This window comes from Verrucomicrobium sp. GAS474, from assembly GCF_900105685.1.
In the GTDB taxonomy this organism is placed as follows: domain Bacteria; phylum Verrucomicrobiota; class Verrucomicrobiia; order Methylacidiphilales; family GAS474; genus GAS474.
Map to the genome: position 1 here is coordinate 2659660 of NZ_LT629781.1, position 19933 is coordinate 2679592.

Genomic DNA, 19933 nt, shown 5'->3' on the forward strand with positions numbered 1-19933 from the left:
GAGGCGCTATGCTGTCTTGGCAAACCTACCCTGAGTTGACGGCCCTCTCCCGGCTCGGGTTGAAGCACGCCTTCTCCCTCCGTTCCCCCGGCCACGCCGACGGGGAGCTTCCCTCCCTTCTCCGTCCCTCCATCGCGACCCTCGGCTGGAAGGAGAGGGGCGTCGTCGAGGCGGAACAGCCCCACGGCAACCTCGTCGCCCGCGTCGGGGCGGGGGAGATCGGGAAGGTCGTCCCCGCCGTCGACGCTCTGATGACCTCGGAGCCGGGCGTCGTCCTCGCCGTCCGTGCCGCCGATTGCGGGCCGGTCTGGTTTTACGACACGCGGCTGAGGGCGGTCGCCGTCGCCCATTCCGGCAAGAAGGGGACCGAGAAGAACATCGTCGGCGAGACCCTGCGGGCGATGGCCGAGGCCTTCGGCTCCGATCCCTCCGATCTCTTCGTCTTCCTCGGGCCGTGCATCCGGCCTCCCCACTACGAGGTCGATTTCGCCTCGGAGATCGCCCGGCAGGCCGCGCGGGGCGGCGTCGGCTCCTACCACGACTCGGCGCGGAACACCGCCGCCGAGCTGGGGATCTATTACTCCTACCGGGCGGAGAAGGGGCAGACGGGACGGATGTGGGCCGCGGCCATGATCACCCCCTCCCGGGAGACGCCATGAGCCTCCGCGCCATCCTTCGCATCGGCTTCGGGATCGTCGCCTTCTTCGTCATCGGCCTCTCGGTCCTCTACCTGCGGCAGGGGGGGATCAGCTCCGGCGGGAACGACACGCCCTCGATCCTCGCCCGGCAGGTCGGCAACCTCGATCGCGCCGGGGAGGGGCGGCGGGACCCGGCCCTCACCCTCGTCGCCCCGCCGACGAACGTCGACGAGGCGAGGCTCACCAAGGCGGCCCTCGACACCTATCTCTCCTTCGACGGGGCCGACGCGATCGGGTGGGAGCGGTTCCACGCGTGGGTCGCGGTCCAGGGGCGGCCCGGGACGATCGCCTCCTTCGACCAGCTTTGGGAGACGCGGAGCAATGCGGTCGCGGCCTTCCGCCGTTTCGTCGAGGGCCTCGCCTCGGCGAAGTCCGACGGTGCCGGTGCCGGTCCCTGGGCCGACGCCCGGAGGACCGAGCAGTACGTCGCGCTCTACAACGCCTTCGAGCAGAGCGAGGACGCGCTCTACAACGGCGTCGTCCGCCTCACGCCCGGCGATTTTAAAAATTGACGGCGCGGGGCGGTGAGTCACCTTAGACGGATGGGCATCCGGATCAAAATCTGCGGCATCACGCGGGAGGAGGACGCCGCCGCGGCGGTCGCCTCGGGGGCCCATGCGCTCGGCTTCATCCTCTATCCGAAGAGCCCCCGCTACGTCTCGCCGGAGCGGGCGGCGGAGATCCTGGCGACGGTGCCGCCCTACGTGGAGCGGGTCGCCGTCGTCGTCAATCCCTCGGCGGAGGAGGTGCGCCGGATCGCCGGGATCGCCCCCTTCAGCCAATGGCAGCTCCACGGCGCGGAGAGCCCCGCGCTGATGGCCGAGATCCGGGAGGCGGGTTCCCATCCCTATCGGTTCGTGAAGGCCCTCCATCTTCCCTTCGAGGGCGGGGCGAGGGGGCTGGCCGCCTATGCCACGGCGGGGGCCGGGGCCTTCCTCCTCGATACGCCGTGCGTCGAACACGGCGGCTCGGGAAAGACCTTCGACTGGAATCTCGTCGAGGGGTTCCGGATGGAAAACGTCTCGAACGTCCCGATCATCCTCTCCGGCGGACTGACGGCAGATAATGTTGGCGAGGCCGTTACCCGTGTGCGACCCTATGCCGTCGATGTTTCGAGCGGGGTCGAATCCGCGCCCGGAATCAAGGACCCGATCAAGATTGAACGCTTTATTTCCCGATGTCTGACAGCCTCTCTCCCAGCCTGACCTCCGTTCCCAATGCCTCCGGCCACTTCGGCGCGTACGGCGGGATGTTCGTCCCCGAAACCCTGATGACCCCGCTGCAGGACCTCGCGCGGGCCTATGAGGAGATCAAGCGGGACCCCTCTTTCCAGCGCGAGCTCGACGGCCTCCTGAAGGATTATGTCGGGCGGCCCTCGCCGCTCTACTTCGCCGAGCGGTTCACCGAGGAAGTCGCCCGGGAGAACGGCGGCAAGGGGCCGCGCATCTACCTCAAGCGGGAGGACCTCCTCCACACCGGGGCGCACAAGATCAACAACGCCCTCGGCCAGGTCCTCCTTGCGATCCGCATGGGGAAGAAGCGGATCATTGCCGAGACCGGCGCGGGCCAGCACGGCGTCGCCACGGCGACGGTCTGCGCCCGCTTCGGCCTCGAGTGCGTCGTCTACATGGGGGAGGTCGACATGGAGCGGCAGGCCCTCAACGTCATCCGCATGCGGGCCCTCGGCGCGACGGTCGTCCCCGTCACGGCGGGCCAGAAGACGCTGAAGGAGGCGGTCAGCGAGGCGATGCGGGACTGGGTGACGAACGTCAACACCACCTTCTACATCCTCGGCTCGGCCCTCGGCTCCCATCCCTATCCGATGATCGTCCGCGACTTCCAGCGGGTGATCGGCGAGGAGGCCCGCCGCCAGATCCTCGACAAGGAAGGCCGCCTGCCCGACGTGATCGTCGCCTGCGTCGGCGGCGGGAGCAACGCGATCGGGATCTTCCATCCCTTCCTCGAAGACCGGGAAGTCCGCCTCGTCGGCGTCGAGGCGGGGGGCGACGGGATCTTGCCCGGACGGCACGCGGCCCGTTTCCAGGGCGGCGTCCTCGGCGTCCTCCAGGGAACCCGGACCTACGTCCTCCAGAACGAGGACGGCCAGATCGATCTCACCCACTCGGTCTCCGCCGGTCTCGACTACGCCGCCGTCGGGCCGGAGCACGCCTTCCTCCGGGACGCGGGCCGGGTCGACTACGGCTTCGCGACCGATGCGGAGGCCCTCGAGGCCTTCAAGTTCCTCGCCGAGACCGAGGGGATCATCCCCGCCCTCGAATCGAGCCACGCCGTCGCCCACGCGCGGAAGATCGCCGGAGCCCTCGGCGACGGGAAGATCCTCATCGTCAACCTCTCCGGGCGCGGCGACAAGGACGTGCAGCAGGCGGCGAAGCACCTCGGCATCAGCGGCGAAGCCAAAAGCGTCAAGACGGCCCGGTCATGAAGAGCATGACGGGACACGGCCGCGCCGTCGGCGGCCCCGCCCCGGACGGCCGCCGGATCGTCGTCGAACTCCAGTCGGTCAACCGGAAGCAGATCGAGGTCGTCTGCTCGCTCCCCCGCTTCCTCGCCTTCGCCGAGGCCCCGCTGCGGGAGGCGGTCTCCGGGGCCATCGCCCGGGGCCGCGTCACCCTCTCGGTCAGCTTCGCCTCGGCCGACGGGAAGAAGAAGGGAGCGGCCCCGGTCCTCGACAAGGCGGCGGCCCTCCTCTGGCACAAGGAACTCGACGCCCTGCGGAAGAAGATGGGGCTGAAGGCCGAGGTGCCGCTCGATCTCGTGATGCGCGGCCCCGGCATCTTCCTCGACGCCGAGACCGAGGCGCTGCCCGACGAGACGGCGCAGAAGGCGTGGCTCGCCGTCCTTGAAAAGACGACGAAGGGGGCCCTCGCGGCGTTCGACCGGATGCGCCTCGCCGAGGGGGACCACCTCGCCGCCGATCTCCTGAAGCGGATCCGGGAGATGGAGGCGATCGTGAAAAAGATCGCGAAACGGGCTCCCCACGTCGTCACCGCCTACGCCGCCGCCCTCCGCGTCCGGATCGCCGCCCTCGGGCTGACCCTCGCCGACAACGACGAGCGCCTGGCGAAGGAAGTCGTCCTCCATGCCGACCGGTGCGACATCACCGAGGAGCTGACCCGCCTTTCGAGCCATTTCGCCCAGTTCCGGGCCTTCCTTGAAGGTGCCGAGGCGGCGGGACGGTCCCTCGACTTCCTCGCCCAGGAACTGAATCGGGAGATCAACACGATCGGATCGAAGGCGAACGACGTCGAAATCGCCCATCAGGTCGTCGCCCTGAAGAGCGCTCTTGAAAAAGTGAGGGAACAAATCCAGAATTTCGAATGAGCGGAACAAGCCCCAACGAATCGCCCCGGGAAGTCGAAAAGACCTTCCGCCGCCACGGCATCCTCTTCGTCGTCTCGGCGGCCTCGGGGACCGGCAAGAGCACGCTCTGCAACAGCCTCCGCCAGTCGAAGGACTTCATCTACTCGGTCTCCTGCACCACCCGCGCCCCCCGCCCGGGCGAGATCGACGGGGAGGACTACCACTTCCTGAGCCGCGAGCACTTCGAGGAGAAGGTCGCCGCCGGGGGGTTCATCGAGCACGCCCACGTCCACGGGAACTACTACGGGACGCTGAAGCAGACCGTCCTCGACGCCATCGCCTCCGGCACCGACGTCCTCCTCGACATCGACGCCCAGGGGGCCGAGAGCATCCGCAAGAATCCCGATCCCCAGATCGCCGCCTCCCTCGTCGATGTCTTCATCATGCCGCCGACCTTCGAGGAACTCGAACGCCGCCTCCGCAAGCGCGGCACCGAGACCGAGGAGAGCATCATCCGCCGCCTCGCCAACGGGCGGGAGGAAATGCAGCGGTGGTCGGAGTTCAAGTACACGATCCTCAGCGGCTCGATGGAGGAGGACCTCACGAAGTTCCGCGCCATCATGCGGGCCGAGCGTTACCTCAGCCGCCGGTTGACCCTCGACGAGAGCTGAAGATGAAGGGCAAGGCCAAGCGCATCCTCCTCGGCGTGACGGGCTCGATCTCGGCCTACCGCGCCGTCGACCTCGCCAGCCTCCTGACGAAGGAGGGGGTCGAGGTCGACGTCATCCTGACGAAGGAAGGCTCCCGCTTCATCACGCCGCTCGCCTTTTCCTGCCTCACGAAGCGCCCCGCCTACGTCGAGGACGGCCTGGAGGAGGGCGGCTTCCGTCCCACCCACATCGGCTTGGCCGACGATGCCGACCTCGCCCTCGTCGCGCCCGCCACGGCCCATCACATCGGCCTGCTGGCCCAGGGCCTCTCCCCGGACCTCCTTTCCTCGGCCCTCCTCGCGCTGCCGGAGAAGACCCCCATCCTCTTCGCCCCGGCAATGAACGGCAAGATGTGGCGGCATCCCGCCGTCGCGGCGAACGTGAAGACCCTGACGCAGCGCGGCGTCCGCTGGATCGGGCCCGACAAGGGGCTCCTCGCCTGCGGCTACGAGGGGATCGGGCGGCTCTGGCCGGTGAACGAGATCTTCAAGGCGGCGATGGCGCTCCTCTAACTTCCTTTATTTTATGGCAAAGAAAACCCTCTCCAAGGCAAAGGCGGCTCCCAAGAAAAAGGGCTCCCCCAAGAATCAAATTCCCGTCGTCGGCATCATCATGGGGAGCACCTCCGATTGGACGACCATGAGCGAGACGGCGAAGATCCTCGAGGAGTTCGGCGTTCCTTTCGAGACCGAGATCGTCTCGGCCCATCGCACCCCCGACAAGCTCATGCAGTACGCCGGGTCGGCGACGGCCCGCGGCCTCCACCTCATCATCGCGGGCGCGGGCGGCGCGGCCCACCTGCCCGGCATGGCGGCGGCCTTCACCAGCCTTCCCGTCCTCGGCGTCCCCGTCGAGAGCAAGGCGCTGAAGGGCCTCGACTCCCTCCTCTCCATCGCCCAGATGCCCTACGGCGTCCCCGTCGGCTCCCTCGCCGTCGGCGTTCCCGGCGCGAAGAACGCCGCGCTCCTCGCCGTCTCGATCCTCGCCCTCCACGACGAGGACCTCGCCCGGAAGTGGCAGGCCTTCCGCGTGAAGCAGACCGACCTCGTCCTGAATCAGACGCTCTAGCTCCCTCGGCGATGACTGCGGCCCCCATCCTCCCCGGCAAGACCATCGGCATCCTCGGCGGCGGCCAGCTGGGCCGGATGCTCGCGCTCAGCGCCCGGAAGCTCGGCTACGGCGTCCACATCTACGAGCCGACGCCCTCGGCCCCCGCCGGGCAGGTCGCCGACCTCGAGGTGAACCGTCCCTACGAGGACGCCGCCGCGCTGGCCGAGTTCGCGAGGGGAGTCGACGTCCTCACCTACGAATTCGAGAACATCCCCGTCTCGGTCCTCGAACCGCTCGAGCAGATCGTCCCCCTGCGGCCCGGCCGCCACATCCTCCACACCGCCCAGAGCCGACGCCGGGAGAAGGAATTCCTCGTCCAGCACGGTTTCCCCGTCGTCCCCCACGCCATCGTCGAGAGCGAGGCCGCCTTCGTCGCCGCGGTCGGGAAGATCGGGCGTCCGTCGGTGCTGAAGACGGTCGATTTCGGCTACGACGGCAAGGGCCAGCAGGCGATCCGGGAGGGGAGCGACCTGGCCGCCCTCTGGAAGGCCCACGGGACCGGCGCGGGCATCGTCGAGGGGTGGATCACCTGTGAGGCCGAGCTCTCCGTCCTCGTCGCCCGGGGCCTCGACGGCAAGGCGAAGACCTTCCCCGTCTCCCGCAACGATCACCGCCACCACATCCTCGACCTCTGCGTCGTCCCCGCGCCGCTCCCCGTCGCCGCCGTGATCGAGGCCCAGCGCGTCGCCCTTGCCATCGCGCAGCAGCTCGACCTCGTCGGCCTCCTCGCCGTCGAGTTCTTCCTGACGCGGGAAGGGGAGGTGCTGGTCAACGAGATGGCCCCGCGCCCCCACAACTCGGGCCACTACTCCTTCGACGCCTGCCTCACCGGGCAGTTCGAGCAGCAGCTCCGCGCCGTCTGCGGCCTCCCCCTCGGCGAGACCGATCTCCTTTCCCCCGTCATCATGCGGAACCTCCTCGGCGATGTCTGGAAGGACGGCAAGGAACCGGCGTGGGACCGCCTCCTGGCGCTCCCCGGCCTCCGCCTCCATCTCTACGGCAAGGCCGAAGCCCGTCCGGGCCGGAAAATGGGCCATTACTGCGTCCTCGCGCCGACCATCGAGAAAGCCCTCGAGATCGACGCCGCCGCGCAAAAGATACTCGGTCGTTAGTTTAGGGTCTATTTAGACATTCCGTTGGGGCTCGTTCCTTATGTGTGCTCCTACATTTGCTCACTTGCGCCTAGGGGAAGAGGCGAAGCCCTTCCGGCAAGCCCCAACGGAATGTATAAATAGACCCTAGTCTTCCCATTGACACCCCAACCCGTTGTGGATACCCTCTTCGCGAAGGTATGAAGTGTCCCAAATGTAGCTCCCAACAAGACCGGGTGGTCGATTCGCGCCCCCTAAAGGACGGGGCGGCCGTGCGCCGTCGCCGGGAGTGCATCGATTGCAGCTACCGTTTTACGACTTATGAAGAGGTCGAGGGCGAGGATCTCCGCGTCCAGAAGCGCGATGGCCGCTACGAGCCCTTTGACCGGCGCAAGCTGATGAGCGGCCTCGAAAAGGCGTGCGAGAAGCGGCCCGTGAACCGCGAGACCATCGAGAAGGCCGTCGACACGATCGTCGAGGACCTCCGCCGCAAGTACAACGACGAGATTCCCACCACCGCCATCGGGGAGGGGATCATGCACCAGCTTCGGGAAATCGACGAAGTGGCCTACGTCCGCTTCGCCTCCGTCTACCGGAAATTCCGGGACATCAAGGAATTCGTCAGCACGGTCGAATCGCTCGACCTCTAACGAAGGACCGACTCTCTCATGATCGCCCTTCCCCAGCGTCTCCCTTACGTTCTGTGGAAGGGGGATCGTCTCCTCCCGCTCTCCGAGGATTGGCTCGCCGAGTCCCTCAGCAGCGGTTCCCGCGCCGCCGGGCACGATCGCTGGGATCTCTCCGCCCACATCGCCCGGGCCATCGTCTCCTACCTGGAGGAGGAGTATTGCGCCGCCACGATCACCCCGTCCCAGGTGAACCTGATGCTGGCCCAGTCGGTCGAGAAGGTCGGCTTCGGCGACATCGCCGGGAAGACGGCCCTCATCGCCCCCCGCCTCGCGATCTCCCTCGCCGAGATCGCCGACTCGGCCCCCTACGAGCTCCTCTTCTATCTCCGCCTGCGGGAGAAGCTCGACGACGTCGTCGACATGGAGGTCCGCGGCCTCATCTGCGGCGACCTTCGGCCCTGCGTGAAGATCCTCGACCAGGCCCCCCGATGGCGGACGACGTGCGACGCGTTGAGCGAGCAGATCGTCACCTACATCCGCACGTACATGACCTCCGATCCCCGGCGGTCGTTCGACTTCGCCATCGTTTGACCCGCCGCGCCGAGGCGGGGTAAGGTGGAACGATCATGAAGACCTATTCCGTCGCCCCCGTGATGCAGGTGAACGACCTCGATGCCGCCCTGAGGTATTACGTCGACGTCCTCGGCTTCACCGAGGATTTCCGCTTCGGCGAGTACGCCGGGGTGCGGCACGGGGAGGCGGCGCTCCATCTCTGCGCCCACCACGTCGGGAACCGCCCCGTCGGCGGCGGCTCGGCCTTCATCTTCTGCGACGAGGTCGACGACTATTGCGCGGAGATCCGCAAGAAGGGCGCCCGGATCGACATGGAGCCCGGCGACCGTCCGTACAAGATGCGCGACTTCGGCGTCCTCGACCCCGACGGGAACCGGCTCTGCTTCGGCCGCGTCGATCCGGATGCCTGCGCCTGAGAACGATCCTTCACCCCTTTTCCTTATGCCGACCCTGTTTGAAAAAATCATCGCCCGGGAGATTCCCGCGAACATCATCTATGAGGACGACCGCGTCCTCGCCTTCCGGGACATCAGCCCCCAGGCGCCCCACCACATCCTCGTGATCCCGAAAAAGGCGATCGCCCGGATCGCCGAGGCGGGGGAGGAGGACGAGGCCTTGATCGGTCACCTTCTCCTCACGGCCGCCAAGGTGGCCAAGGAAAATGGTTTCGCCGAGACCGGCTTCCGGCTGGTGATGAACAATGGGGGCGATGGCGGGGAAACGGTCCCCCACATGCATCTCCATCTGCTGGGGGGGCGTCCTCTCGCGTGGCCTCCCGGTTAGCCTCGGCTCTAAATCGGCTACAGTACTTTGCTTAGATTTTAAATTAAGAAACAAAAACAATCCTGTTGCTTTTTTCCATTCATTAGCATACCGTTGTTAACGACAGCGGTTGATAATGAAAACAAAGACTTTCTTGATCCTCTGGGTAATCGGCTTCCTTTTCGTCGCCCCCAAATGGATGCCTGCCACGGCGACGACGCCCAAGGCGAAGGACCTCCTGCCCAGCCGTTCGACCGGGATTGAAGCGGGCAAGTCGCTCAGCTTCTTCTCGATCCGCTAGCCTTCCTTTTCCGACAACAAAAAACCCCGCCAACTCGGCGGGGTTTTTTGTTGGGCGCTGGGTTGCCGCTTACATCCGCTGCGCGCCGATCTCGGCGAGGGCGCTCCGCTCGCCCTTGTTCAGCGCGACGTGGGCCGTGATCGGTTCCCCCTTCAGCCGGGTGCGGGTGTAGACGAGGCCGTTGGAGCGGCTGTCGACGTAGGGGTTGTCGATCTGGGCGGGGTCGCCGACCATGACGAGCTTCGAGCCCTTCGACATGCGGGTGACGATCGTCTTCGCCTCGAGCGGCGTGAGCTGCTGCGCTTCGTCGAGGACGAAGAAGCGGCGAGGGATCGAGCGGCCGCGGATGTAGCAGAGGGCCTCGATTTCGAGGAGGCCCTGCTCGACGAGGCGCTCGTAGGGCTTCAGCGCCGGCCCGGCCATGCCGTTTCCGTTGGCCTTCGCGATGGCGGCCTTCCGCTGCTCGGCTTCCTGCGCGGCGCTCTTGCTCTTCTTCGCCTGCTTCTTCCCGGCGAAGGGGGCCGACTTCGGCGCGTTGGCGGGGAGGAGGACTTCGAGGGCGTCGTAGATGCACTGGAGCCAGGGGCGCATCTTTTCCTCGAGGGAGCCGGGGAGGAAGCCGACGGACTCGCCCATCGGGACGACGGGGCGGCTGATGGTGATGCCGTCGTAGGCTTCCTCGTAGACCTTGCTGAGGCCTGCGGCGATCGACATCAAGGTCTTGCCGGTGCCGGCCTGGCCGTAGCAGGTGACGAGGGAGATGTTCGGGTCGAGGAGGGCGTCGACGAGGCACTGCTGGCCGAGGTTCATCGGCCGGATGTCGATGCCGCGCGGGATGTGGATCCGCTCCGGGACGTTGAGACGCTGGAAGGTGCCGTCCCCGTAGTAGCGGGCGGGCATCGTCTTGTTCTCGTTCACGGCGAGGAGGACGTACTCGTTCAGGCAGAGGGAGGAGGTGCGGGGATTGCCGAGGGAGAGGGTCCAGTTCGTCGCGAAACGCTGGAGCTCGTTCGCGCCGACCTCGATGCGGGGCAGGTCGTAGCTCTCGACGTCCTTCGCCTCGACCTTGTCGGTGAGGTAGTCCTCCGCCGGGATGCCGAGGACGAGGGCCTTCAGCTGCATGTTCAGGTCCTTCGTCACGAGGACCGTCGGGCGGGGGGCCTTGTCGTAGGCGTAGAGGCAGGAGGCGAGGATGCGGTGGTCGATCTTGTCGAGGTCGGGGAAGATCTTCAGGAAGCGCTGCATCGCCGGATGGGGCTTCGAGGTGCGGACGAGGAGGTCGTTCACGGCCAGGCGGATCGTGCCGCCGCCGGGAAGGGGGGTGCCGTGGATGGCGGCCTCGGAATCGCAGGCGAAGATCTTCGTGAGGTGGCGGTGGACGGCGCGGGCGTTGGCGCCGCGCTCGGTCTGCTCGTTCTTGAACTTGTCGAGTTCGGCGAGGACTTCGACGGGGATCCAGACTTCGTTGTCGGCGAAGTGGTAGAGGGAGTTCGGGTCGTGAAGGAGGACGTTGGTGTCGAGGATGTAGTTCTTCACTCTCAGGCTGGTCATGTCGACCTGGATGCGGTCGGCTCCTCCATTGCTGGCGGGAGCGTTTTTGGCGTTGGCGGCGGCTTCAGTTTCCTTCTTGGACAAGAACTCGGATTGGATTTGCATAGTTAGGAAGAGTTTTTTTGCTGCTGCAAAGGGAAGTGCCGCCGTAATCGCAGGGCCGCTACATCGGTAGCGGTGGTGAACCGGGGGGTGGCGTCGCCTGGGATTCGAGGCTTAGGCCGCTCCTGATGGAGCGCTCTCTAAGCCGAACCTGAACCCGAACCTCAGAGAGGAGAACGTGGCGGACGGTCTTGATGAAACCAAGTTATTAACAACTTATTCACATCGCGCAAGGGAATACTTAAGAACCTACTTCACGACTGGGCAGGGCCGCGTTGCTCCGCTTTTGGCTGAATGGCGCGACGCCGATCCGAAGGCATACCTGTATGGTCTGTCGAGGATCGGCAACAAAGCCAGGCGGCCAAAAGCGGAGCAACCCTTCGGGCTGGAGGGATTTTTCTCTCCCCCGTTGTTGCTCGCGGCTTATGTGTGATCCACACACCGCACCGCTCGCGCCTAGGCGGAGAGAAAAATGCCTCTCAGCGCGGCCCCGCCCAGTCGTGAAGCAGGTTCTAAAAAAACCCGCCCCTGTGAACGGGGCGGGTTTGAAAAGGGAAAACCTTTTGGAATCTTTGGGCTACTTAGACAGAGGAGCGGGGAACGAGGGTGATCGATTCGACGCCGACGCGGGTGGTCGGCTTGCTCTTCTCGCCGCCGTTGCCGGTCTTCGTGGGGGTGTCGCCGATGGCGCCGAGGACGTCGTCGCCCTTGATGACCTTGCCGAAGGCCGTGTACTGGCGGTCGAGGAACTTCGCGTCGGCGAGGCAGATGAAGAACTGGCTGCCGGCGGAGTCGGGGTGCTGGGAGCGGGCCATCGAGAGGACGCCGCGGACGTGGGGACGCTCGTTGAACTCGGCCTTGATCTTGTAGCCGGGGCCGCCGGTGCCGACGGCGGGATCGTCCTTCTTGCTGAGGGGGTCGCCGCCCTGGATCATGAAGCCCTTCACGATGCGGTGGAAGGCGGTGCCGTCGTAGAAGCCTTCCCCGGCGAGTTTCTGGAAGTTCTCGACGGTCTTCGGGGCGACGTCGGACCAGAATTCGACGACCATTTCCCCGGCGGTGGTTTTGATGACGGCGGCCTGCGCTTCGGACGGAGTAGGGGTGCTCATGATGGGTGGTTTTTGAAAATTTCGGGTGGTCCGAAAAGGTGCCTTTCCGGGGCCGAATTGGCAAGCGGGATGAAACAGAAATTTATTTTGGCGAAAGATTAATCCTGCTTGATGTGGTTGCACTTTTTTAGCACGGTAGGAAAGAAGTCCGGTTGGTGATTCCTGCGATGGGGGGAGGCGACGGGGAGGGGAGAGGAAGATCCGGGGCCTCTCAAGAAATATCGACGTTTTCCTTCACTTCCCATCCCGCGCGCGCATGAATCATTCCTCCTCCCCCGCTTCCGAAATCGATCCGAAACCGGCCCGCCCGATTCTCGTCGTCGAAGACAATCCGGGGGTGGGTCAATTGCTGGTCCGGCACCTCACGAAGGCGGGTTTCACGCCCTACCTGGCTCCCGACGGGCAGACGGCGATCGGCTGGCTGGCGACGCTGAAGCCGGTGCTGGTGCTGCTCGACATCACCCTTCCCGACCTCGACGGCAGCGAGGTGTTCTCCCGCATCCGGGCGAACCGCTCGACGGAACGGACGCCGGTCATCTTCATCACCGGCCTCGTCGGTCCCGACGAGGAAGAGGCGCTGAACAGGAATACCGACGAGAACAAGTGTTACATGGGTAAACCGTTTACCCGGGACAAGCTGCTCTCCTGCATCTCGAGGATGCTCGGCGAAGAATTGCCGGCGGTGTAGAGGGGGCCGCGCGAGCGGCGCAAGGAGCCGTAAACGCCTTTGTCGATCCCTACAGCTCTTCCTTCCACTCCTGGATGCATTGGAGGCAGTTCTCCATGACGAAGGCGAGGAGATGGATCTCCCACACGGCCTGCTGCAATTCCTGGGGCTGGATCGCCTCGATGTCGGCTTCCATCAGGTCCTCGGTGACCAGGTAGAGGGCGGCGAGGGAGAGGCGGCGGTCGTTGATGATCGAAAAGAAAAGGTCGATCTCGTCGGGGGGGAGCGTCAGGACGCCGTTGCCGCCTTCGCCGAAGGGAGCGCCGGGGGCGAGCCATTTCTCCAGCATCACGAGCCGCTCGGAACGCCAGCCGAGGCGGGCCTCGGCGAGGTCGTCGGAGGCGGCGTCGGCTCCGGGGATCGAGGCGGGACGGCCCGAGAAGAGCCGCCCGCGCCAGTGCCGCTGCAGCACCTCGGGGAGTTCCTCGATGTCGACGGCGTAGAGGTCCTTTGAGGCGGAGAAGACCGCCTCCATCACCTGCCGCTCGGCCTTCTCGAAGGTCAGCGTCAGGGTTCCCTTTGCGGTCCCGTCGCGATTCAGGGCGATCTTCACCCGACGCGCTCCATCGTGGCGTTCAGGCCGAAGGACTGGAGCTGGTGGACGAAGAGCTCCGCGTGCTCCCGCGTCTCGGTGGCGACGAGGCTCTTCCCCTTCGTGTGGACTTCCATCATGTGCTTCTCCGCCACGTCGCGGACCATCTTCAGCACCTTCTCGAAGACGTAGGTGACGTAGCTCATCGTGTTGATCGGATCGTTCCAGACGACGACGCCCCAGCACTTCTCGAAGGCCGAGTCGATCAGCGTCTCCACCTCCTGCCCGGTGTCCGGGGAGGGGGCGGCCATGTCAATACACGGGGACGGAAGGATCGATTTCATGGCTCCAGGCATCGATGCCCCCGGCCACGTTCTTCAGCTTGCGGAAGCCGGAATCGTGGAGGAGCTTCGCCGCCTTCATGCTCCGGGCGCCGACCTTGCAATGGAGGACGATCTCGCGAGAGCTGTCGAGCTCGTGGAGCCGCCTCGGAAGCTCGCCGAGGGGGATCAGCTTCGCCCCGGGGATCTTCGCGATCTCCCATTCCTGGGGCTCGCGGACGTCGATGAGGTCGAAGTCCCGCTTCATTTCCTGGTAGCTCTTCAGCTCCTTCACGGTGATCTCGGAGATGCCGTTCGGGTTGATCGCCGCGCCGCCCTCGACGGCGGCGGTGCCGCAGAAGACCTCGTAGTCGATCAGTTCGTGGATCGTCCGGTTCGGCCCGCAGACGGGGCACGCCGGATCCTTGCGCGGCTTCATCTCGCGGAACTTCATCTTCAGCGCGTCGAAGAGGAGGAGGCGGCCGATGAGGGGTTCGCCGATGCCGGTGATGAGCTTCACGGCCTCGATGGCCTGGATGACGCCGATGATGCCGGGCAGGACGCCGAGGACGCCGCCCTCGGCGCAGCTCGGGACGCTGCCCGGTTCGGGCGGCTCGGGGAAGAGGCAGCGGTAGCACGGCCCCTTCTCGCCCCAGAAGACCGTCGCCTGGCCCTCGAAGCGGAAGATGCTGCCGTAGACGTTCGGCTTCCCGGTGAGGACGCAGAGGTCGTTCACGAGGTAGCGGGTCGGGAAGTTGTCGGTCCCGTCGATGACGATGTCGTAATCCTTCGCGATCTCCATCGCGTTGTCGGAGCGGAAGGAGGTCTCGAAGGCCTCGACCTGGACGAAGGGGTTGATCTCCTTCATCGTCTCGATCGCCGAGGCGATCTTCGGCTTCCCGACGTTGCGGGTCTTGTGGATGATCTGGCGGTGGAGGTTGGAGTAATCGACCGTGTCGTAGTCGACGAGGCCGATCTTGCCAACACCCGCCGCCGTGAGGTAGGCGAGGAGGGGGGAGCCGAGGCCGCCGGTCCCGATCGTCAGGATCCGGGCCGCCTTCAGCTTCTGCTGCCCGGCGAGCGTGAATTCGGGCATGATGAGGTGGCGTCCGTACCGCTTGATCTCCTCATTCGAGAAAGAAATATTCCCGAAACGCTCATTAATCGCTGACAAGAAACTCATACCGGGATTACATTAACGCCACTCCGTGTTGCGACAACCGGAATAACGAAAAATTTCATGTCCTCTCTTTGGGTCGACTCCCTGCCCTCCCTCGAAGCCTATACCGCCACCCTCCGCCACGGGCCGTGGCTGGCGATCGACACCGAGGCCGACAGCCTCCACCACTACAAGGAAAGCGTCTGCCTCGTCTCCGTCCGCCAGGGCGGCCATACGGAGCCGAACCCGACGGCGCTGATCGATCCCTTCTCCCTCGCCACCGCCGAGGAGCTGGCGCCCTTCTGGGCCGTCGCCGCCTCGTCCCCGTGGATCCTCCAGGGGGCCGACTTCGACCTCCGTCTCATGCGCCGCATCGGCGCGCCCGAGCCGCCCGAGGTCTTCGACACGATGCTCGGCGCCCAGCTCTGCGGCCTCCCCGGCATCGGCTATGCCGCCCTCGTCGAGAAGTACTTCGGCGTGAAGCTGAACAAGGCGAGCCAGAAGGAAGACTGGTCGGCCCGCCCGCTCACCCCGGCGATGCTCGATTATGCCGCCCAGGACGTCACCTACCTCGACGGCATCCGGGAGCACCTCACGGCGGAGCTGATCCGCCTGGGCCGCCTCGATTGGCACAAGGAAGCCTCGGCCCGCGTCCTCCGGGCGAGCCGTGTGATGAAGGAGATCGATCCCGACGAGATCTGGCGGATCAACGGTTCCAACAAGCTCCCTCTCTCCGCCCTTCCGATCCTGCGCGAAATCTGGCATTGGCGCGACGCCGAGGCCCGCGAGCGCGACCTCCCGACGTTCAAGGTCCTCTCCAACGACCGGATGCTCGAGATCACCGTCTGGGTCGATACCCATCGGGACCAGGACCACGTCCCGAATCACTTCCTTCCCTCGAACTGCCGGGGTGCGCGCCTCATCCGGCTCTACGATGCCCTCGACAAGGGCCGCGAATATCCTCCCTTCCCCATGCCGCCCCGGGAGCCGCGCCTCCGCCGCAATCCCGACTTCGAGCGGCGCGTCGACGCGATCAAGAAGGGCCGCGACGAAGTGGCGGCGAAGATCGGCCTCGATCCCTCGCTGATTGCCTCGAAGACGATCCTCTTCCAGATCGCCGAGGAAGGTCCCGAGGGGATCGACCGGCTCCTGGCCGAGAACCGCTGGTGCCAATGGCAGGCGGAGATTGTGCGACCGTTGCTGGGGTAAAAGCGGTCGCGGAGGATTCGGAGTCGCTTCGCGCCCTCCCTCAATGGGGCCAGTGGAACGGTTCGCCGCTGAGGACGTTGCGGATGTTGTCGGCGATGAGGAGCCATCCGACCCCGCCCCAGAGCGCGCCCAGGAGCAGGGGAATGCCGAGCGCGGTTCCCGGCCCGACGCGTTTCGTTACTCCCAGATAAAGGGCGCCAAGGCTGACTGCCACGCCGGGATAGACCCCCGCGCCGAGGAGCGGGAAATACCAGGAGATGATGAAGTCGAAAAGCGGCTTCGGATAGAGATCGAGCCGGGTCGCCTCCTTCAGGTAGGTCAGCCCGGCGAGCCATCCCGCCATGGTCGCCGAATAGACCGTCACGCCCGTAATCCACCCCGCCAGCCTCGCCGCAAGAGGGGGGCGAGGCGGCGGGGCGAGCGTGGGATCGTCCATCGACGAGCGGCTCTAGACGGAGACGGGGGTCACCTTCCAGATTTCCTTCGCGTATTCGGCGATGGTCCGGTCGCTGGAGAACTTGTCGACGCGGGCGGTGTTCAGGATCGCCATCTTCGCCCACCGCTTCTTGTCGGCATAGGCGGCGTCGACCTTCTTCTGGCACTCGGAGTAGGCGGCGAAGTCGGCGAGGCAGAGGTAGGGATCGCCCCCTTCGAGGAGGCTGTAGCGGATCGAGCTGAGGATGCCGTGGGGATCGTTCGGGGTGAAGTAGTTCGAGCCGAGCCAATCGACGATGGACTTCAGTTCCTCGTCGTTGTTGTAGTAGTCCCACGGATTGTAGCCTTTCCGGAGGAGGGCCTTCACCTCGTCGACGGTGAGGCCGAAGATGAAGATGTTGTCGGCCCCGACCTCTTCGCCGATCTCGACGTTGGCCCCGTCGAGGGTGCCGATGGTGAGGGCGCCGTTGAGGGCGAGCTTCATGTTGCCGGTGCCGGAGGCCTCCTTGCCCGCGGTCGAGATCTGCTCCGAGAGGTCGGCGGCGGGGACGATGCGCTGGGCGAGGGAGACGCGGTAGTTCGGGAGGAAGGCGACCTTCAGCTTGCCCTTGATGCGGGCGTCGTTGTTGATCGTCTGGCCGACGGCGTTGATCGCCTTGATGATGGTCTTGGCGAGGTCGTAGCCGGGGGCGGCCTTCGCGCCGAAGATGAAGACCCTCGGCTGCATGGGGTAGTCGGGGTTCTTCAGGAGGCGACGGTAGAGGGCGAGGATGTGGAGGAGGTTCAGGTGCTGGCGCTTGTACTCGTGGAGGCGCTTGATCTGGACGTCGAAGAGGGCGTTGGGATCGACGTCGATGCCGCAATCCCGCTTGATGATGCCGGCGAGGTGGACCTTGTTCGCCTTCTTGATCTCCATGAACCGCTTCTGGAAGTCGGGATCGTCGGCCCATTTCTCGAGGCCGCGGAGCTGCTCGAGGTGCTTCGCCCAGCCATGGCCGATCTTCTCGTTGATCAGCTCGGCGAGGCCGGGGTTGCAGGCGAGGAGCCAGCGGCGGGGGGTGATGCCGTTGGTCTTGTTGTTGAAGCGGCCGGGGAAGAGCTCGTCGAACTCGGGGAAGAGGTCCTTCTTCAGCAGCTCGGTGTGGAGGGCGGCGACGCCGTTCACGGAATGGCTGCCGACGACGGCGAGGTGGGCCATGCGGACCATCTTGTGGGAGCCTTCCTCGATGATGGAGAGGTCGCGTTTCTTGGCGTCGTCGCCGGGCCACTTCTTCTCGACGTCGTCGAGGTGGCGCTTGTTGATCTCGAAGATGATCTCGGTGTGGCGGGGGAGGACCTTCGAGAAGAGGCCGAGGCTCCACTTTTCGAGCGCCTCGGGGAGGAGGGTGTGGTTCGTGTAGCCGAAGGTCTTCGTGACGATCGCCCAGGCGGCGTCCCAGCTCATGCCCATTTCGTCGTGGAGGATGCGCTGGAGCTCGGGGATGGCGACGGTGGGATGGGTGTCGTTGAGCTGGACGGCGACCTTGTCGGCGAAGATCGACCAGTCGTTCCCCTGGCCGAGGAAGCGGCGGATGATGTCGCGCAGGGAGGCGGAGACGAAGAAGTATTGCTGGACGAGGCGCAGCTCCTTGCCGCTCTCGGTCTTGTCGTTCGGGTAGAGGACCTTCGAGATGGTCTCGCCGAGGTTCTTCTGCCGGACGGCCTCGACGTAGCCGCCGTCGTTGAAGGCGTTGAGGTCGAAGTCCTCGGTCGACTTCGATTCCCAGAGGCGGAGGAAGTTGACGGTGTTCGTGCCGTAGCCGCTGATCGGGATGTCGTAGGGGATGGCGAGGATTTCACGGCCCTTCACCCAGCGGGAGGCGTAGTTGCCGAGGTCGTCGAAGACCCGCTCGACCTCGCCGTAGAGGCGGATGGTCTGGGTGTGGTCGGGACGGACGATTTCCCACGGGGCGCCGAACTTGATCCAGTTGTCGGGATGCTCGACCTGGTAGCCGTTGACGAATTCCTGGCGGAAGAGGCCGAACTCGTAATGGATGCCGTAGCCGATGGCGGGGAGGTCGAGGGTCGCCATCGAGTCGAGGAAGCAGGCGGCGAGGCGGCCGAGGCCGCCGTTGCCGAGGCCCATGTCGTATTCCTCGCTGCGGACGAGGGCGGGGTCCTGGCCGAGCTCGGTCAGGGCTTGGGCGACTTCCTTCTCGACGCCGGTATTGTACATGTTGTTGCTGTACAGGCGGCCCATGAGGAATTCGAGGGAGAGATAGTGGATGCGGCGGGCGTTGGCCTTGTGGTGGGCGGCCATGGTGGCGATCATCCGCTCGACGACCCGGTCCTGGAGCGCCTTCGAGGTCGCCATCCACCAATCGCGACGGGTGGCGGTCTGGGTATCGCGCGCCTGGGTGAACTTCAGGTGGTGAAGGATCTGTTGTTTGACGGCCTCGACGGAGGTGTCGATGCCGGAGACGAAGATCGGGGAAGGGGTGTCGCTCATGGTCAGGTTTGGTAGCAGGATACGAGCCGCAAGGCTTTCAAAAATGATCTTTCTAGGTGAAAATTTTTAACGTCAAACAACTGACGGACCCGAGGCGGCGGAAGGAAGAAAAAACCGCTTGCATCAGAAGGGGATGGGCGGCAATCTGACTCTTCCCCAAAATTTATGAGCAACGCCGCCTTTGTCCAGGAAGCCCTTAACATCGTTGGAACCCCCGAGGTCCTCGTTAACGTCATTTCCCGGCGCGTCCGCCAGCTCGGGCAGGGTGCCCGCCCGCTCGTCGAGGTCCATCCCCGCTGGACGTTGATGGAAGTCGCCCTCCGCGAGATCGCCGACCACAAGCTGACTTTCGAGCTGATCGACCCGAAGGTCGCCCAGGCCGAATCGGACGAGGCCGCCGCCGCTGCCGCCGCCGCCTAATCCGATTTTGCTTTTTAAAAAGGGCGACTCCTAAAGGGTCGCCCTTTTTTAGTCTTCCCGCTATTCCTTATCCCCATGGGTGACGACGTCATCACAAACCGCAAGGCCCACCACCATTACCGCGTCCTCGACACGTACGAGGCGGGGATGGTGCTCCATGGGACCGAGGTGAAGTCGATCCGCCTCGGCCACGGCAATCTCGACGCGGCCTTTGCCCGGATCGAGAAGGGGGAGGCGTTCCTTTACCAGTTCGACATCCAGCCCTACGCGAAGGCCTCCGTGACGAATCACGAGGCGAAGGCGGTGCGGAAGCTCCTGCTCCACAAGACCGAACTGCGGAAGCTGAACGAGGCGACGACGATCAAGGGCCATTCCCTCGTTCCGCTGAAGCTCTACTGGAAGAACGGCAAGCTGAAGCTCCTGCTCGGCGTCGGCACGGGCAAGGACGCGCGCGACAAGCGGCAGGACATCAAGAAGGCCGAATCGAAGCGCGAGGTCGACCGCGCGATGAAGCAGTATCGGAAGTAGGGGCGGCAGCCCTTCGGGACGGGGTACATCTCCCTGTACAGGTGGAGGCGATCCGCGCGTTTGAACGAACGGAGGGGCACGCCCCTCCGGACCCTCCTGTCTGATGGGCCGTGGTGTAGATGGGGCGTAACCCAAGAGGCCTATCTTCCATAAGCCCA

25 protein-coding genes are annotated in these 19933 nt (G+C 65.2%); 18 read left to right on the forward strand and 7 right to left on the reverse strand.

Annotated features, from left to right (window positions below; all coding sequences use genetic code 11):
• Positions 1-8 precede the first annotated feature (8 nt).
• The 14 genes from BLU04_RS11090 to BLU04_RS16540 all read left to right on the forward strand — a co-directional run bounded on the left by BLU04_RS11090 (position 9) and on the right by BLU04_RS16540 (position 9195).
• On the forward strand, positions 9-659 hold the full coding sequence (locus tag BLU04_RS11090; RefSeq protein ID WP_093285874.1) for a polyphenol oxidase family protein: 651 nt from the start codon (positions 9-11) through the stop codon (positions 657-659).
• Positions 656-1210, forward strand: a complete 555-nt coding sequence (locus BLU04_RS11095; RefSeq protein ID WP_093285877.1) for a hypothetical protein — start codon at positions 656-658, stop codon at positions 1208-1210. Before BLU04_RS11090 ends, BLU04_RS11095 begins: the two co-directional genes overlap by 4 nt.
• Before the next feature lie 30 nt (positions 1211-1240).
• Complete coding sequence (locus BLU04_RS11100) at positions 1241-1903, forward strand: phosphoribosylanthranilate isomerase (RefSeq protein WP_093288625.1); 663 nt, start codon at positions 1241-1243, stop codon at positions 1901-1903.
• Positions 1876-3141, forward strand: coding sequence for a tryptophan synthase subunit beta (trpB, locus tag BLU04_RS11105; RefSeq protein ID WP_093285879.1), 1266 nt, complete (start codon positions 1876-1878; stop codon positions 3139-3141). Before BLU04_RS11100 ends, trpB begins: the two co-directional genes overlap by 28 nt.
• Positions 3138-4040 carry a YicC/YloC family endoribonuclease gene (locus BLU04_RS11110; protein WP_093285882.1) on the forward strand — a complete coding sequence of 301 codons (903 nt, stop codon included), beginning with the start codon at positions 3138-3140 and terminating at the stop codon, positions 4038-4040. The genes trpB and BLU04_RS11110 overlap by 4 nt, the downstream gene beginning before the upstream one ends.
• A complete protein-coding gene (gene gmk, locus BLU04_RS11115; protein ID WP_093285884.1) occupies positions 4037-4690 on the forward strand; it encodes a guanylate kinase in 654 nt (217 codons plus the stop codon). Before BLU04_RS11110 ends, gmk begins: the two co-directional genes overlap by 4 nt.
• A 2-nt stretch (positions 4691-4692) precedes the next feature.
• Positions 4693-5241, forward strand: a complete 549-nt coding sequence (locus tag BLU04_RS11120) for a flavoprotein (RefSeq protein ID WP_093285887.1) — start codon at positions 4693-4695, stop codon at positions 5239-5241.
• Between the two features lie 13 nt (positions 5242-5254).
• On the forward strand, positions 5255-5797 hold the full coding sequence (purE, locus tag BLU04_RS11125; protein ID WP_093285890.1) for a 5-(carboxyamino)imidazole ribonucleotide mutase: 543 nt from the start codon (positions 5255-5257) through the stop codon (positions 5795-5797).
• An 11-nt stretch (positions 5798-5808) separates the two neighbouring features.
• Positions 5809-6951 carry a 5-(carboxyamino)imidazole ribonucleotide synthase gene (locus tag BLU04_RS11130; RefSeq protein ID WP_093285892.1) on the forward strand — a complete coding sequence of 381 codons (1143 nt, stop codon included), beginning with the start codon at positions 5809-5811 and terminating at the stop codon, positions 6949-6951.
• Positions 6952-7130: 179 nt separating this feature from the next.
• Complete coding sequence (gene nrdR, locus BLU04_RS11135) at positions 7131-7580, forward strand: transcriptional regulator NrdR (RefSeq protein ID WP_093285895.1); 450 nt, start codon at positions 7131-7133, stop codon at positions 7578-7580.
• 18 nt (positions 7581-7598) lie between these two features.
• Positions 7599-8150: a hypothetical protein gene (locus BLU04_RS11140; protein ID WP_093285898.1), complete on the forward strand. Its 552-nt coding sequence runs from the start codon at positions 7599-7601 to the stop codon at positions 8148-8150.
• 35 nt (positions 8151-8185) lie between these two features.
• Positions 8186-8548, forward strand: coding sequence for a glyoxalase superfamily protein (locus tag BLU04_RS11145; protein WP_093285902.1), 363 nt, complete (start codon positions 8186-8188; stop codon positions 8546-8548).
• Positions 8549-8573: 25 nt separating this feature from the next.
• Positions 8574-8915: a histidine triad nucleotide-binding protein gene (locus tag BLU04_RS11150; RefSeq protein ID WP_093285905.1), complete on the forward strand. Its 342-nt coding sequence runs from the start codon at positions 8574-8576 to the stop codon at positions 8913-8915.
• A gap of 115 nt (positions 8916-9030) precedes the next feature.
• A complete protein-coding gene (locus BLU04_RS16540) occupies positions 9031-9195 on the forward strand; it encodes a hypothetical protein (RefSeq protein ID WP_157895296.1) in 165 nt (54 codons plus the stop codon).
• 69 nt (positions 9196-9264) lie between these two features.
• Here BLU04_RS16540 and BLU04_RS11155 read toward each other — a convergent pair whose 3' ends face one another.
• Positions 9265-10851, reverse strand: coding sequence for a PhoH family protein (locus BLU04_RS11155; protein ID WP_173862570.1), 1587 nt, complete (start codon positions 10849-10851; stop codon positions 9265-9267).
• 578 nt (positions 10852-11429) lie between these two features.
• Positions 11430-11957, reverse strand: coding sequence for a peptidylprolyl isomerase (locus BLU04_RS11160; protein WP_093285906.1), 528 nt, complete (start codon positions 11955-11957; stop codon positions 11430-11432).
• Positions 11958-12213: 256 nt separating this feature from the next.
• Between BLU04_RS11160 and BLU04_RS11165 the strand changes: the two genes are divergently transcribed.
• On the forward strand, positions 12214-12645 hold the full coding sequence (locus tag BLU04_RS11165; RefSeq protein ID WP_093285909.1) for a response regulator: 432 nt from the start codon (positions 12214-12216) through the stop codon (positions 12643-12645).
• A gap of 49 nt (positions 12646-12694) precedes the next feature.
• Here BLU04_RS11165 and BLU04_RS11170 read toward each other — a convergent pair whose 3' ends face one another.
• Genes BLU04_RS11170 through moeB form a run of 3 tightly spaced genes read right to left on the reverse strand, consistent with a single transcriptional unit; the run spans position 12695 to position 14719 of the window.
• Complete coding sequence (locus BLU04_RS11170) at positions 12695-13237, reverse strand: hypothetical protein (RefSeq protein ID WP_093285912.1); 543 nt, start codon at positions 13235-13237, stop codon at positions 12695-12697.
• Positions 13234-13527 carry an ATP-dependent Clp protease adapter ClpS gene (clpS, locus tag BLU04_RS11175; RefSeq protein ID WP_093285914.1) on the reverse strand — a complete coding sequence of 98 codons (294 nt, stop codon included), beginning with the start codon at positions 13525-13527 and terminating at the stop codon, positions 13234-13236. Before clpS ends, BLU04_RS11170 begins: the two co-directional genes overlap by 4 nt.
• Position 13528: 1 nt before the next feature.
• A complete protein-coding gene (moeB, locus tag BLU04_RS11180) occupies positions 13529-14719 on the reverse strand; it encodes a molybdopterin-synthase adenylyltransferase MoeB (protein ID WP_093285917.1) in 1191 nt (396 codons plus the stop codon).
• A 57-nt stretch (positions 14720-14776) separates the two neighbouring features.
• Here moeB and BLU04_RS11185 point away from each other — a divergent pair, with 57 nt between their 5' ends.
• A complete protein-coding gene (locus BLU04_RS11185) occupies positions 14777-15904 on the forward strand; it encodes a ribonuclease D (RefSeq protein WP_093285920.1) in 1128 nt (375 codons plus the stop codon).
• 40 nt (positions 15905-15944) lie between these two features.
• On the opposite strand, the gene BLU04_RS11190 is transcribed toward BLU04_RS11185, so the two are convergent.
• Both BLU04_RS11190 and BLU04_RS11195 read right to left on the reverse strand, forming a co-directional pair.
• Complete coding sequence (locus tag BLU04_RS11190) at positions 15945-16340, reverse strand: hypothetical protein (RefSeq protein ID WP_157895297.1); 396 nt, start codon at positions 16338-16340, stop codon at positions 15945-15947.
• A gap of 12 nt (positions 16341-16352) precedes the next feature.
• Entirely contained in the window at positions 16353-18827 is a 2475-nt protein-coding gene (locus BLU04_RS11195; RefSeq protein WP_093285926.1) for a glycogen/starch/alpha-glucan phosphorylase, read from the reverse strand.
• Between the two features lie 165 nt (positions 18828-18992).
• Here BLU04_RS11195 and BLU04_RS11200 point away from each other — a divergent pair, with 165 nt between their 5' ends.
• Together BLU04_RS11200 and smpB are read left to right on the forward strand one after the other, a co-directional pair.
• On the forward strand, positions 18993-19247 hold the full coding sequence (locus BLU04_RS11200; protein ID WP_093285928.1) for a DNA-directed RNA polymerase subunit omega: 255 nt from the start codon (positions 18993-18995) through the stop codon (positions 19245-19247).
• A gap of 75 nt (positions 19248-19322) precedes the next feature.
• On the forward strand, positions 19323-19775 hold the full coding sequence (smpB, locus tag BLU04_RS11205; protein WP_093285931.1) for an SsrA-binding protein SmpB: 453 nt from the start codon (positions 19323-19325) through the stop codon (positions 19773-19775).
• The last annotated feature ends 158 nt before the right edge of the window (positions 19776-19933 follow it).